11 protein-coding genes and 1 pseudogene are annotated in these 12,873 nt (G+C 61.4%); 11 read left to right on the top strand and 1 reads right to left on the bottom strand.

Going from position 1 to position 12,873, the window contains the following annotated elements; translation table 11 throughout:
• Positions 1–128: 128 nt before the first annotated feature.
• Positions 129–602 (bottom strand): annotated as a pseudogene (locus ACRXB1_RS17030) (MFS transporter); the annotation flags it as partial.
• A 109-nt stretch (positions 603–711) separates the two neighbouring features.
• On the opposite strand from ACRXB1_RS17030, the gene ACRXB1_RS17025 reads away from it, so the two are divergent.
• The 11 genes from ACRXB1_RS17025 to ctaD form a co-directional block, all read left to right on the top strand.
• Positions 712–1,632, top strand: a complete 921-nt coding sequence (locus ACRXB1_RS17025; RefSeq protein ID WP_174364160.1) for a LysR substrate-binding domain-containing protein — start codon at positions 712–714, stop codon at positions 1,630–1,632.
• Positions 1,633–1,697: 65 nt separating this feature from the next.
• Positions 1,698–3,263, top strand: coding sequence for an FAD-dependent oxidoreductase (locus tag ACRXB1_RS17020; protein ID WP_449492640.1), 1,566 nt, complete (start codon positions 1,698–1,700; stop codon positions 3,261–3,263).
• A 7-nt stretch (positions 3,264–3,270) separates the two neighbouring features.
• Positions 3,271–3,888 (top strand): UdgX family uracil-DNA binding protein, encoded by a 618-nt coding sequence (locus ACRXB1_RS17015; protein WP_375507951.1) that lies wholly within the window; start codon positions 3,271–3,273, stop codon positions 3,886–3,888.
• A gap of 12 nt (positions 3,889–3,900) precedes the next feature.
• Positions 3,901–4,254, top strand: coding sequence for a DUF3175 domain-containing protein (locus tag ACRXB1_RS17010; RefSeq protein WP_174364162.1), 354 nt, complete (start codon positions 3,901–3,903; stop codon positions 4,252–4,254).
• A 79-nt stretch (positions 4,255–4,333) separates the two neighbouring features.
• Positions 4,334–4,501, top strand: coding sequence for a hypothetical protein (locus ACRXB1_RS17005; protein ID WP_174364163.1), 168 nt, complete (start codon positions 4,334–4,336; stop codon positions 4,499–4,501).
• Between the two features lie 4 nt (positions 4,502–4,505).
• Positions 4,506–5,831 (top strand): PQQ-dependent sugar dehydrogenase, encoded by a 1,326-nt coding sequence (locus ACRXB1_RS17000; protein ID WP_449492639.1) that lies wholly within the window; start codon positions 4,506–4,508, stop codon positions 5,829–5,831.
• 38 nt (positions 5,832–5,869) lie between these two features.
• Complete coding sequence (locus tag ACRXB1_RS16995; RefSeq protein WP_449492641.1) at positions 5,870–6,328, top strand: hypothetical protein; 459 nt, start codon at positions 5,870–5,872, stop codon at positions 6,326–6,328.
• 171 nt (positions 6,329–6,499) lie between these two features.
• Positions 6,500–8,887 (top strand): phosphoketolase family protein, encoded by a 2,388-nt coding sequence (locus ACRXB1_RS16990; RefSeq protein ID WP_375507949.1) that lies wholly within the window; start codon positions 6,500–6,502, stop codon positions 8,885–8,887.
• Between the two features lie 4 nt (positions 8,888–8,891).
• On the top strand, positions 8,892–9,995 hold the full coding sequence (locus tag ACRXB1_RS16985) for an acetate/propionate family kinase (RefSeq protein ID WP_449492638.1): 1,104 nt from the start codon (positions 8,892–8,894) through the stop codon (positions 9,993–9,995).
• 104 nt (positions 9,996–10,099) lie between these two features.
• On the top strand, positions 10,100–11,086 hold the full coding sequence (gene coxB / locus ACRXB1_RS16980; protein WP_449492637.1) for a cytochrome c oxidase subunit II: 987 nt from the start codon (positions 10,100–10,102) through the stop codon (positions 11,084–11,086).
• 21 nt (positions 11,087–11,107) lie between these two features.
• Positions 11,108–12,873, top strand: a 1,766-nt coding sequence (gene ctaD / locus ACRXB1_RS16975; protein WP_449492636.1) for a cytochrome c oxidase subunit I, incomplete at its 3' end; no start/stop codon positions are given.

Below are 12,873 nucleotides of genomic sequence, written 5' to 3'. Positions count from 1 at the left end.
TTTCAGTTCCGCATTGATGAGCGGATCGAAAGGCAAACCCTCGCCTTGGCGGTCGCCGTTGAAGACAACTGGCGCCGTAATGAAACGCTCCATCATGTACCGGTCGGGCGGAAAAACATCGGCTTCAGCATCGCGAGGCCGCGTTCGCCTTCCTGAAACCAGCGCATGATCGCGCGTCCGCTCGATCCGTTGACGCTGCCGCCGAGCAGACCGACGCCGCACATCGATAACACCAGCCACAGCAACGAAGGCACCGACGCCGCCGATGGCACCACGAACAGCATCATCGCGAGGAACGCAGCCGCCACGGTCGCCAGGCCGGTGAGAAGGATCGGACGGTCGCCCCACCGGTCAGTCGCCACGCCCCACGGCAGTTCGGAGATCGCCACGCCCAGGCCCATCGCGCCGAGCGCCAGTCCAAGCGCCGAGTTGCCGAGGTGATAATCCGCGCGCAACCAGACGGCTGTGGTCGGAATGCCTGCGATCGCCGCCGAAAAACTGACGTTCGCCGCCACGCCAACGCCGAGCACCTTCCAGCGATGGGAGGCGCCAAGACCACGTCCCACCCCTGCCGCCAAGGGAATTGCGCATTGAGTTTGCATCGCTGTATGGCATCCGTTCAGTTTCGATGCACACAGTGTGACGCACCGCGATGGTCCTGAATATCAAGTAATATCGAACCAACACTTCGACAAAACAGGACGGTTCGACATGTCGCAAACCAATTTCGAAATCGCGTCGCTGCGCACATTCGTGGTCGGCATGGAGCTTGGGAGCTTTGCGAAGGCGGCGGACCGGATTGGGCGTTCGACTTCGGCCGTCAGTGCCCAGATCAGGAAGCTGGAAGAGCAGGCTGGCGCGCCGTTGTTCAAGAAGGCGGGCCGCAACCTCGCGTTGACCGACGCCGGCGAGACCATGCTGCGCTTTGCGCGCCGCCTCGTCGATCTCAACGACGAAGCGGCCGTCGCCGTGCGCGGCCCCGATCTGGAGGGATGGATCAGGCTCGGGCTGCAGGAGGACTTCGGCGAGATCATGCTGCCCGACGTGCTCGGCCGGTTTTCTCGCGCGCATCCGAAGGTCCGTATTGAAGCGCGCGTGGCGCGCAATACGGAACTGTTCGAGCGTATCGATTCGAACGAACTCGACCTCGCGCTGGTTTGGGGCGACCTGTCGTCGGCCGCGCGGGAAACCCGGCCCGGCGTCCAGCATGAGCTGATCGCCGAGCCGCGGATGTGCTGGATCGGTTCATCCACCCTGCCCTGGAATCCGGCCGCCGATGAACCGCTGCCGCTGGTCGCGTTCGATCGCGCGTGCCTCTTTTTTAGCGCGGCGACAGCAGAACTCGATCGCATGAACATCCGCTGGCGCGTCGCGTTCACGAGTCCGAGCCTGTCCGGTTTGTGGGCCGCTGCCGCTGCGGGACTCGGGCTGACAGTGCGGACGCAATACGGCTTGCCAAGGTCGGTTTGCGCGCTCGATGCACACGCCGCAGGGCTGCCCGATTTGCCGTCATTGCCGCTGTCGCTCATACGGGCGTCGATCAAATCTGCGCCGCCTGTCGAACGGCTTGCATCGATCATTCTCGATTCCGTGCGCGGCGGGGCGGCATCGTTCGAGCGCATGGCGGCCTGATCACCCTTCGCGCCTTGTCCTTCGCCTTCGCCTTGTCCCGACGGCCCGCTTTTTGCTGAACCGTCGTGAACGACAGACGGGAGCGCGACATGGCAGGTCCGATGCAGCAAGCAGCACGGCTGGACGACATTCCCGAGGACCACGGCATCCGGGTGACGCTGTCCGATATCCCAATCCTCCTCGTGCGGCAAGGTGACGACGTCCACGCGTTTTCGGCGGACTGCCCGCACGCCGGCGCGCCGCTCGAGGAAGGCGCCGTGTGCAACGGGCGCATCGTGTGTCCTTGGCACAAGGGCACGTTCGCAATCGACGATGGCCGCGTGATCGAGCCGCCCGCGCTGATCGGCTTGAAACGCTACCCGGTGTCGGTGGAAAACGGCAACGTGCTGGTTTCGTCGCAAGCCGAAGAACCGCCCGCGAGTTTTCCATCCGCCGATACACGCATGTTTGCGATCATCGGCGCGGGCGCGGCCGGTGCTGCTGCATGCACCGCGCTACGTGAAGGCGGCTTTCACGGACGTATCGTGTTGATCGGGCCAGAGTCCGGCGAGCCGTACGACCGCACGGCGTTAAGCAAATTCGTTGCCTCCGGCGATATGCCGCCCGGCGAAGTTCCGTCGCTACTGCCCGAAGGTTTCGCCACGAAGCGGCGCATCGAGCGCATTGAAGCTCAGGTCATCAAACTCGATGCCGCCGATAAACGCATCGACCTGCCCAACGAACTCACGCTGCATTACGACGCGGCGCTGATCTGCACGGGTGGTACTCCCAAACCCATGGACGTCCCCGGCGCGAACTTGAACCGCGTGCATTTGCTGCGTTCGCGCGACGACGCCGCAACGCTCGACGCATCGCTCAAGGACGCGAAAAAAGCGGTCATCGTGGGGGCGAGTTTTATCGGGCTGGAGGTGGCGTCATCGCTTAAAAAACGCGGTCTCGACGTGACCGTGGTCGCGCCCGGCAAGATCCCGCTCGCTACGCAATTCGGCGATGAACTCGGCCTGATGTTCAAGCGGCTGCACGAGAAGAACGGCGTCGGGTTCCGGATGGAATCGAAGGTGAAGGCGTTGATTGGCGGCGACGCCGTTCACGCTGTCGAGCTTGACGGCGGCGAGACGATTCCGGCGGATGTGGTGATCGCAGGAACAGGCGTAAGGCCGGCGACCGACTTCCTGCAAGGCATTGCGCTCGCGCATGACGGCGGCATCAAGGTCGACAGCGCCATGCGCGCCGCGCCCGGACTGTACGCTGCCGGAGACGTCGCGCAGTTTCCGCTGCCACGTTCTGATGCGGACCTGCGCATAGAACACTGGCGCGTCGCTCAGCAACATGCACGCGTTGCCGCGCTGAACATGGCCGGTGGCGACGAGCACTACACCGGCGTGCCTTATTTCTGGACCTATCATTTCGGCAAGCGCTTCGAATACCTTGGCCACGCAAGCGAGCATGACGATGTCCTGATCGACGGCGATCTCGACTCGCAGGCTTTCATCGCTTATCTGATAAAGGACGGCAAGGTCGCGGCAATTGTTGCGTGCGATCGGGAAGCGCCGACGGCAAAGCTCGCAGAAGCGATGCGTGCAACCCTCACGCTCGATGAAGCCCGCAGCGTTGCAGGTAACCAAAGCTGAGACGATCATGGCAACCAAGCCTATCGGCATGTTTCCGGATCAGCACCCGGAGCGGCTCGACCAGTGCCGCCGATGCATGCTGTGGGAAGCCGCAACGCAAGCAGTGCCGGGCATCGGTCCGCATCATGCACCGTTGATGATGGTCGGCGAACAGCCCGGCGATCAGGAGGACCTGCAGGGCAAGCCATTCGTGGGACCGGCCGGCGCCCTGCTCGACAACGCGCTTCAGGAGGCCGGCGTACAACGCTCGCAGGTCTACGTGACCAACGCGGTGAAGCATTTCAAATGGGAACCACGAGGCAAGCGCCGGCTGCATAAAACACCGGCGCAACGCGAAGTCGATGCATGTCATTACTGGATCGAACGCGAGCTTGCGGAACTTGATCCGAAGGTGATCGTTGCGTTGGGCGCAACCGCGTTGAAGTCGGTCCTGCAGAAATCGACCGTAAAACTTCAGGCATCGATGGGCCAGGCAATCGAGCACGACGGACGTCTGGTGATTGCGACGTTTCATCCATCGTATGCGCTTCGGGCGCCCGATGCCGGGACGCGCGAAGCCGCATTTCGCGCGATCGTGGACGCGTTGAAACATGCGCATCGGCTGATCGGCGAGCACAGCAAATAAGGAGGACACAGCATGGCAACCGCTTCGAAAACTGCAGGCAAACGCAACACGACGCGCCAGAAACATGCTCGGGCAAAACCGAAACCATCGGGTTCGAAACGCTGGTCGCGTCACGTGATGGAAACCAGCGACGCGATGGACATCAAGAGGGACATCTTCAAGGAGGGCAATGCGCAGGAGATTGCGGACTCGCTGAAGAAGTCGTCCACGCGCAGCAACCGGCGCAAGGGCACACCGTTCCAGTCGGCCATGTCGATGCTGAATTTCTATATCAATCGCGCGGGGCGCAATTTGCCGAAGTCGCGGCGAACCGTACTCGACAACGCGAAGAAGAAACTCCGCGAAGCGTTCGGCCGCAAGCCTTGAGGAACGTTACTTGCTGTCGTATGTAGCCGGCACCCGCAAAGCCGCCGGCTGCGACTGTATGAATCACCAAGGAGATGTCATGCCTGAGAACACCGATCTCAATCCCGGCGATGAAGCCGCCCCCGGCACACCGGGCACCGGCGAAAACATCTGCCCGGCTTGCAGCGGTTCGGGCAAGAAGGACGGGCAGAGATGCGCGACATGCGACGGCACGGGCAAGGTCACGGAAGGGATCGGCGGTGCGTGATTACATGCTTCGCGCTTCGTTTTGCGGCATAGCAATGCTTACTGGTGTGCTGGCCGGGTGCGCCAATGACGCATCCGATGGATCGATCGGCTTCGGCCCGTCCCCTACGCTGCCGCCGCCTCACACTACGCTCCTTCCCACGCTCAACGTGGCGCCTGCCAATCCGTGGCCCGAAGGCACCATGCCTACAGCGGCCAACGGATTCGCGGTGAATGCATTTGCAAGAGGGCTCGACCATCCGCGCTGGCTTACCACCTTGCCCAACGGCGATGTGCTTGTGGCAGAAAGCAACACGCCTGCGCAACACGATCCTGACACGGGCATCAAGGGATGGATCACGAAGCAGTTTCAAAAACGCGCGGGAGCAGGCGTTGCAAGCCCGGACCGCATCATCCTCTTGCGCGATACGAAGGGCGACGGCGTGGCCGACATGCGAAGCGTCTTCATCGACAAGCTGCACTCGCCGTTCGGCATGGTGCTGGTCGGCGACGATCTCTACGTTGCGAACACGGACGCCGTTTTGCACTTCAAGTACCACACGGGCGATACATCGATCAGCGGACCGGGCGAAAAGCTGACCGACCTGCCGGCTGGTCCTATCGATCATCACTGGACCAAGAACCTCATCGCAAGCCGTGACGGCAAGCTGCTCTATGCCACCGTCGGCTCGAACAGCAATGCGGGCGAAAACGGCATCGAGGCCGAAGAAGGCCGCGCGGCCATCGTGGAGATCGACCGGGCCACAGGCAAGTCGCGGATATTTGCATCGGGCTTGCGCAATCCCAACGGCATGTCGTGGAATCCCGAAAGCGGCGCGCTCTGGACAGTGGTCAACGAGCGCGACGAGCTGGGTAACGACCTGGTGCCCGACTACATGACGTCGGTGAAAGACGGCGCCTTTTATGGCTTCCCGTATAGCTACTATGGCCAGCATGTCGATACCCGCGTGAAACCGCAAAACCCGGAGATCGTCGCGAAAGCCATTCCTCCGGATTACGCGCTCGGGTCGCACACGGCGTCGCTCGGTCTCACGTTTTACGATGCAACGCTGTTTCCGCAAAAGTACCGGAACGGGGCGTTCATAGGACAGCATGGCTCGTGGAACCGCAAGCCTCGCAGCGGTTACAAAGTTATTTTTGTACCTTTTTCAGAAGGCAAACCATCGGGGGCGCCTGAAGATATCCTGACCGGATTTCTATCGCCCGATGGCGATGCGCGCGGCCGCCCCGTCGGCGTCACGCTCGACCATTCGGGCGCTTTGCTCGTCGCCGATGACGTCGGCAACTCCGTCTGGCGTGTCACGCCGGCGCAGAGCGCGGCCGGGAACTGATGGCACGGCGCGCTGCATCAGGAAATGGATTGTTCGCCGTGGCCGAAGCCACGCTGATCAGCCTGTACGATGGCGGCGTGCTGTCGCCAGCCGTTCTGGAACGCGTGATCGCGGGCTTTGCGAACAGCGCGATCGACTGGCATTCAGCGCCTGAACGCAAGAGCGTGGATGGAAGATCGCTGCACGAAGTTGTCGCCATCACGATGATGCCCGGGCGCGCGATCCGCAATCCATCGAAGGAGTTCTTCGCGGTTGTCGAGCACGTCGGGGGCCGCAGCGTCGCAGCGCGGGACGCTAAAGAAGAACCTGAGGAATCACCCGAAACCGAACCCGAGGATGAACCGGACGACGAACTCATGAGTCAGCTTGCAGGCGCCGGCCGCAAAGGCAGCGCCAGAGCCAAAAAAGCCGCGAAAACCGCACGCAAGTCAGCACCATCCCCCGGTTTCAATCCCCTCTTTCACGCCACTCCACCGGGCCGCGCCCGCAAGTCATAGCAATGTCCTTGACTCATGTCATGGTGGAATTACAACGCAATCCCCCTACACGCGGCACAATAGCAAGTGCCAGATCGATAGCGACCCGCATCAGTGACCCGGCCCAGGCACGACCCGGCCGAACCAGAGTGACACCGCAACTTCCTTTCAATGGATACCAACGGACACGACATGGACACACAGGCAACCTCCACTTCCCCGCGCCTTTCCCCCGACGAATTACGCAAGATCGATGCATATTGGCGCGCGTGCAATTACTTGTCGGTAGGCATGATTTATCTGCGTGCCAACCCGTTGCTGCGCGAACCGCTGCAAACCGAACACATCAAACGGCGACTTCTTGGGCACTGGGGCTCCGACCCGGGCCAGTCCTTTACGTGGGTCCATTTGAACCGGCTGATCATCAAGGATGACCTGAACGTAATGTTCGTCTCGGGTCCGGGTCATGGCGCACCGGCAACGTTGTCGAACTCGTACTTGGAAGGGTATTACTCCGAGGTCTATCCGGATCGCAGCGCCGATGAAACCGGCATGCTGCGCCTGTTCAGGTTGTTTTCGTCACCGGGGGGAATCGGGTCGCATTGCACGCCCGAAACGCCCGGATCGATCCACGAAGGCGGCGAGCTGGGCTATAGCCTTTCGCATGGCTTCGGCGCGGCTTTCGATAACCCGGATCTTATCGTGGCTGTGATGGTCGGCGACGGCGAAGCTGAAACCGGACCGCTTGCAACGTCATGGCATTCGAACAAATTCCTGAATCCCGTCGTTGACGGCGCGGTACTGCCGATCCTGCATCTGAACGGCTACAAGATCGCGAACCCGACCATCCTCGCGCGCATTCCGCAGGAAGAGCTCGAAGCGCTGATGACGGGTTACGGATACAAGCCGCATTTTGTCTCAGGCTCGGACCCCGCGACCATGCACGAACTGATGGCGCAGACGCTTGAGACGTGTATCGGCGAGATTCGCGCGATTCAGGCGCATGCACGTTCGACGGGCGACACCACGCGCCCGCGCTGGCCAATGATCGTCTTGCGTTCGCCCAAGGGCTGGACCGGTCCGAAGGAAGTCGATGGTCACAAGGTCGAGGATTTCTGGCGCGCGCATCAGGTGCCCGTGCTCGATCCGGCGACCAACGCAAAGAGTCTGAAACTGGTGGAAGCGTGGATGCGCAGCTACAAGCCCGAAGAGCTCTTCGATGAAAACGGCACCCTGATAGAAGAGCTGCGCGAGATGGCGCCGAAGGGCGAGCGTCGCATCAGCGCGAATCCGCATGCAAACGGCGGACGTCTGCGCCGTTCACTCGACCTGCCGGACATCCGCGACTATGCCTTCAAGGTCAAGGCCCCTGGCGGCACCTACCAATCGCCAACGGCGGTGCTTGCCACATGGCTGCGTGATGTCATCAAGCGCAACATGAATTCGTTCAAGCTGTTCGGCCCCGATGAAACCGCGAGCAACAAGCTCGACGGCGTGTACGAAGCATCGGGCAAGCGCTGGATTGCCGAGTACAAGCCTGAGGACAGCGACGGCGGCGCTTTGGCGACCGACGGCCGCGTGATGGAAATGCTCAGCGAACATACGCTCGAAGGCTGGTTCGAAGGGTATGTCCTGACGGGACGTCACGGTCTTTTCGCGACCTACGAAGCGTTCGTGCATGTGATCGATTCGATGTTCAACCAGCACGCGAAGTGGCTCGAGAAATCGAAGCTGGAGCTCGACTGGCGCGCACCCGTGCCTTCGGTGAACCTGCTGATCACGTCGCTGGTATGGCGTCAGGATCACAACGGTTTCACACATCAGGACCCGGGTTTCCTCGATGTCGTCACGAACAAGAGTCCCGAAGTCGTGCGCATCTATTTGCCGCCCGATGCAAACTGTCTGCTGAGCGTGATGGACCATTGCCTGCGTTCGCGCGACTACGTGAACGTGATCGTCGCGGACAAGCAACCGCACTTGCAATACCTCGACACGGAAGCAGCGCTCGCGCATTGCGCGAAGGGCATTGGCATCTGGGACTGGGCATCGACGGATCAGAACAGTGAACCTGACGTGGTAATGGCGTGCGCCGGCGACATCGCGACCATGGAGTCATTGGCCGCCGTCGAAATCCTGAAGGAGCGGTTTCCCGATCTCAAGATCCGCTTTGTCAACGTGGTCGACCTGTTCCGCCTGATGCCCGATACCGATCATCCGCACGGCTTGTCGAATCGTGATTTCGATTCCATCTTTTCGCGCGAAAAACCCGTCATCTTCAACTTTCACTCGTATCCGACGCTGGTCCACAAGCTCACGTACAACCGCACGAATCACGAGAACATGCACGTGCACGGGTATCGTGAACGCGGCAACATCAATACGCCGTTCGAGCTCGCCATCATCAACCAGGTGGATCGCTTTTCGTTGTGTATCGATGTAATCGATCGTGTGCCGCGCCTGCGCGATACCGGTGCGCATACGAAGAACTGGCTGAAGGACCAGATCAACGAGAGCATTGGCTACGCGCACGCGGAAGGCATCGATCGCGATGAAATCCGCAACTGGGCGTGGAAAGGCTGACGCCATGGCACAGGACATCCTCGTATTGAACAGCGGATCGTCGTCGCTCAAGTTCGGCGTGTATGCGCCCGACAGCGGCGACGAAAAAGCGTGGCTGACGGGAAGCGCAAAAGGCATTGGCCGTGACGACGGGTCGTTGACCATGCGTTCGCTCGACGGCTCCATCAACGTCCAGCAAAGTCATGTGATGGAGTCGCAGCACGACGCGCTGCAACGCATGGCCGACGCCTTGCACGAGCATCTCGACCAGCCGCTGGCGGGCGTCGGTCATCGTATCGTGCATGGCGGCCCGCAATTGAGAACGCACGCGTTGATCACGGACGAGGTTAAGCAAACCCTTCGCGATGCGGTGCAGTTCGCACCTTTGCATTTGCCGCAATCGCTCGCGCTGCTCGAACAGGCACAGGACATTTTCCGGGACGTGCCGCATTACGCCTGTCTCGATACCGCGTTCCACCAGACCATGCCGGCACGCGCCACGCATCTGAGCTTGCCCAAGCACTTCGCCGGCGAAGGCGTGGTGCGCTACGGCTTTCACGGGTTGTCGTACGAATCGATCGTGGCGAGCCTCGGCAACGATCTCCCCGAGCGGCTCGTGGTCGCGCACCTGGGCAGCGGTGCAAGTCTTTGCGCGATCCACAACGGCCATTCAATCGATACCACCATGGGCCTGACGCCTACCGGCGGTATCCCCATGGCGACGCGCACCGGCGATCTCGATCCCGGTGTGTTCGTCTATCTGATGCGAACCGGCGGCATGGATGCCGACGCACTCGAACAACTGATCAACAAGGAGAGCGGCCTCAAGGGTCTTTCTGACTCGAACGACGACATGCAGTCCCTTCTGAAACGCAACGACGCGGACGCGGAACTTGCCATCGATATCTTTTGCACGGCGGTGCGCAAGACAATCGGCGCGTATGCGGCATTGATGGGTGGTCTGGACCGGGTCGTGTTCACGGGCGGTATCGGCGAACATGCCGACGCCATACGCGAACGCATTTGCCAGGGACTCGAGTTCCTCGACGTCCAGTTCGATGTCATCAAGACGCAGGAAGAGCGGCAGATCGCCCGTCATTGCCGAACGCTCCTGACTGAAAGTATTTAGTAGGGTACGTGGATTGCTCACGGCTTGATCGATCCAGTGTCGACCGAGCCGGAGCAATCGATGCCACACCGCCACCCCTCACCGCGCACTAGCCGCAAACCAACATGCCGTTGACGGCGGCGGAGTCAGCGCACGCGGGCGACAGCGCGCCGCTGAACTATTTTCTTCACGCGGCCGGGCCGGCTGCAGCGCCTACCCTCACACTGGACTGGATCTTCACGACAATTTGCGTGGCGGTCTGCGTGATCGTCGGCGGCTTGCTTGCTGTCGCAATCTTCCGGCGCCGTCCCGACGCACCGCTCGATCAACTGGTCCAGGGCAACAGCGGCTTGCGATGGATCGTGATCGGCGTGGCGCTTTCCGTGCCTGTGCTCGTCGCGATGCTGGTCTACGCGCTTGTCACGCTCAACCGGGTTGCATCGCCCGCAGAAACTCCTGCTTTGACGATCACCGTGACCGCCTACGACTGGTGGTGGAAAGTCGCCTACGACGACGCCGCCGATCCGACGCTGCGTTTCGTCACCGCCAACGAGATCCACATTCCCGCCGGCGAACCCGTACGCATCAAGCTGAAAAGCGCAGACGTGATCCATACGTTCTGGGTTCCGAAACTTGCGGGCAAGACTCAGGCGATACCCGGCCAGACCAACGAGCAATGGATCCAGGCCGATGCGCCCGGGGTGTATCGCGGGCAATGTTCGCAGTTTTGCGGCGCGCAGCACGCACACATGGCTTTTGAAGTCGTCGCAGAAAGCCGCGCGGATTTTGCTGCGTGGAGCGCGGGGCAAGCCCAGGTGCCGGTTTCATCGAACAATCTGAGCGTCGCCGCCGGCAAGACTCTCTTCCTCGACAAATGCGCGGGCTGTCATGCAATCCGTGGCTCGGACGCACAAGGCGCGCAAGCGCCCGACCTTACCCATCTCGACTCGCGCCGGCTCATAGCCGCGGGCACGCTGACGAATACTGCAGGGAATCAGCTTGCCTGGATCACGGGCGCGCAACGCATCAAGCCTGACTCGCTGATGCCGAGCATTGCGTTGAGACGCGACGAAGCGGCGAACCTCGCCGCGTATCTCGCGACACTGAAATAGGTAGAGAGGAGCGACGCTTTCATGAGCGAACTGTCATCGTCCGATGCGCGTGTCCCCGAATACGGCCGCGTGCCCGAGGGAAGCGCGCGCGAAAAACGCCTCGCCGGGATATGGGAAACGGCGCCGGGCTGGCGCGGATGGATATCGACGGTCGATCATAAAAGCATCGGCCTGCGCTATCTCGTGACGGCGTTCATCTTCCTGCTGATGGGCGGCGTGGAAGCGTTGATCATGCGCGTGCAACTCGCCCGCCCCGACGCAACAGTGCTCACGCCCGAGCAGTACAGCCAGCTCTTCACCATGCACGGCGTGACGATGATCTTCCTCTACGCCCTGCCCGTGCTATCGGGGTTTTCGAACTATCTGTGGCCGCTGATCCTCGGTGCGCGCGACATGGCATTCCCGCGCCTGAATGCGCTTTCATACTGGTTATTCCTGTTCGCGGGCATCTTTCTCTATTCGAGTTTCCCGTTCGGGCAAGCGCCGAACGCCGGATGGTTCAACTATGTGCCGCTGTCAGGACTCGAATACAACACGGGTCCGAACATCGATATCTATGCGCTCGGCATGGTGTTGCTCGGGGCATCGACCACGGTGGGTTCCGCGAATTTCGTCGTCACGCTGATCCGCATGCGTGCGCCGGGCATGTCGATCGATCGCGTGCCGGTGCTCGTATGGGGCACGCTGACTGCGTCCGGCGGCAACCTGCTGGCAGTGCCCGCGGTCAGCCTCGCGTTTTTCCTGCTGTGGCTCGACCGTCAGTTCGGCACGCACTTCTTCGATGTCCTCAACGGCGGCCGCCCTTTGCTCTGGCAGCATCTGTTCTGGATGTTCGCGCATCCGTGGGTGTACGCAATCGTGCTCCCCGCAATGGGTATCGTCTCCGATGCGTTGCCCGTCTTCTGCCGTCGCCGGCTCGTCGGTTATACGCCCGTGGCGTTGTCGACCGTTGCAACCATGGTGGTTGGTTTTATCGTTTGGATCCATCACATGTTTGCAACGGGTATTCCGGCGCTGGCGCTCGCGTTCTTCGGCTCCGCGAGCATGGTCATCGCGATCCCGAGCGCGGTCGCGACCTTCGCGTGGATCGCGACGATCTGGACTGGACGTCCCGTGTTCAAGGTTCCGTTCCTCTACTTCGCCGGCTTTGTGCTGCTGTTCGTGATCGGCGGTGTATCGGGCGTGATGACGGCAGCGGTGCCGCTCGACTGGCAACTCAACGATACCTATTTCGTCGTCGCGCATCTGCATTACGTGCTGCTCGGCATCAACGTGTTTCCGGTGATCGGCGGCGTGGTGTTCTGGTTTCCCAAGTTCACCGGCCGGATGATGAGCGAACGGTTCGGCAAGATCACGTTCTGGGTGATGTTCATCGGCTTCAATCTCGGCTTCTTCCCGATGCACATTGCAGGACTTCTCGGCATGCCGCGCCGCATCTATACCTACTCCGGCGACATGGGGTGGAACACGGTGAACATGGTGACGTCCATTGGCTCGTTCGTGTTCGCGGCAGGCGTGCTGATGTTTCTCTGCGATCTTGTCTGGAGCTATAAACGCGGACCTGTGGCCGGCAAGAATCCGTGGGATGCGCCCACGCTCGAGTGGTCGGTCTCGTCGCCGCCACCGCCCTACAACTTCGCGACCATACCTGTGGTGGAGAGCGGTCACCCCTTATGGGAAGACCGCCTGGGGCAGGAGAATCCGACAGCACGCCGTAGTCAACTCGACGAAGGCATGATCCTCGATCACGGCCGCGAGGCGCTCGCGACCCGCGCGCTCGACGGCCA

It is taken from the genome of Caballeronia sp. M23-90 (assembly GCF_053574605.1).
The sequence above is the reverse complement of the archived record's forward strand: the minus strand, read 5'-3'. Positions and strand labels throughout refer to the sequence as shown.

Coding starts and splice junctions, on each gene's coding strand:
- coxB (WP_449492637.1), top strand. CDS start 10,100: ATGCCGTTGACGGCGGCGGAGTCAGCGCACGCGGGCGACAGCGCGCCG.
- ACRXB1_RS17025 (WP_174364160.1), top strand. CDS start 712: ATGTCGCAAACCAATTTCGAAATCGCGTCGCTGCGCACATTCGTGGTC.
- ACRXB1_RS16990 (WP_375507949.1), top strand. CDS start 6,500: ATGGACACACAGGCAACCTCCACTTCCCCGCGCCTTTCCCCCGACGAA.
- ACRXB1_RS17000 (WP_449492639.1), top strand. CDS start 4,506: ATGCTTCGCGCTTCGTTTTGCGGCATAGCAATGCTTACTGGTGTGCTG.
- ACRXB1_RS16985 (WP_449492638.1), top strand. CDS start 8,892: ATGGCACAGGACATCCTCGTATTGAACAGCGGATCGTCGTCGCTCAAG.
- ACRXB1_RS17005 (WP_174364163.1), top strand. CDS start 4,334: ATGCCTGAGAACACCGATCTCAATCCCGGCGATGAAGCCGCCCCCGGC.
- ACRXB1_RS17010 (WP_174364162.1), top strand. CDS start 3,901: ATGGCAACCGCTTCGAAAACTGCAGGCAAACGCAACACGACGCGCCAG.
- ACRXB1_RS17015 (WP_375507951.1), top strand. CDS start 3,271: ATGGCAACCAAGCCTATCGGCATGTTTCCGGATCAGCACCCGGAGCGG.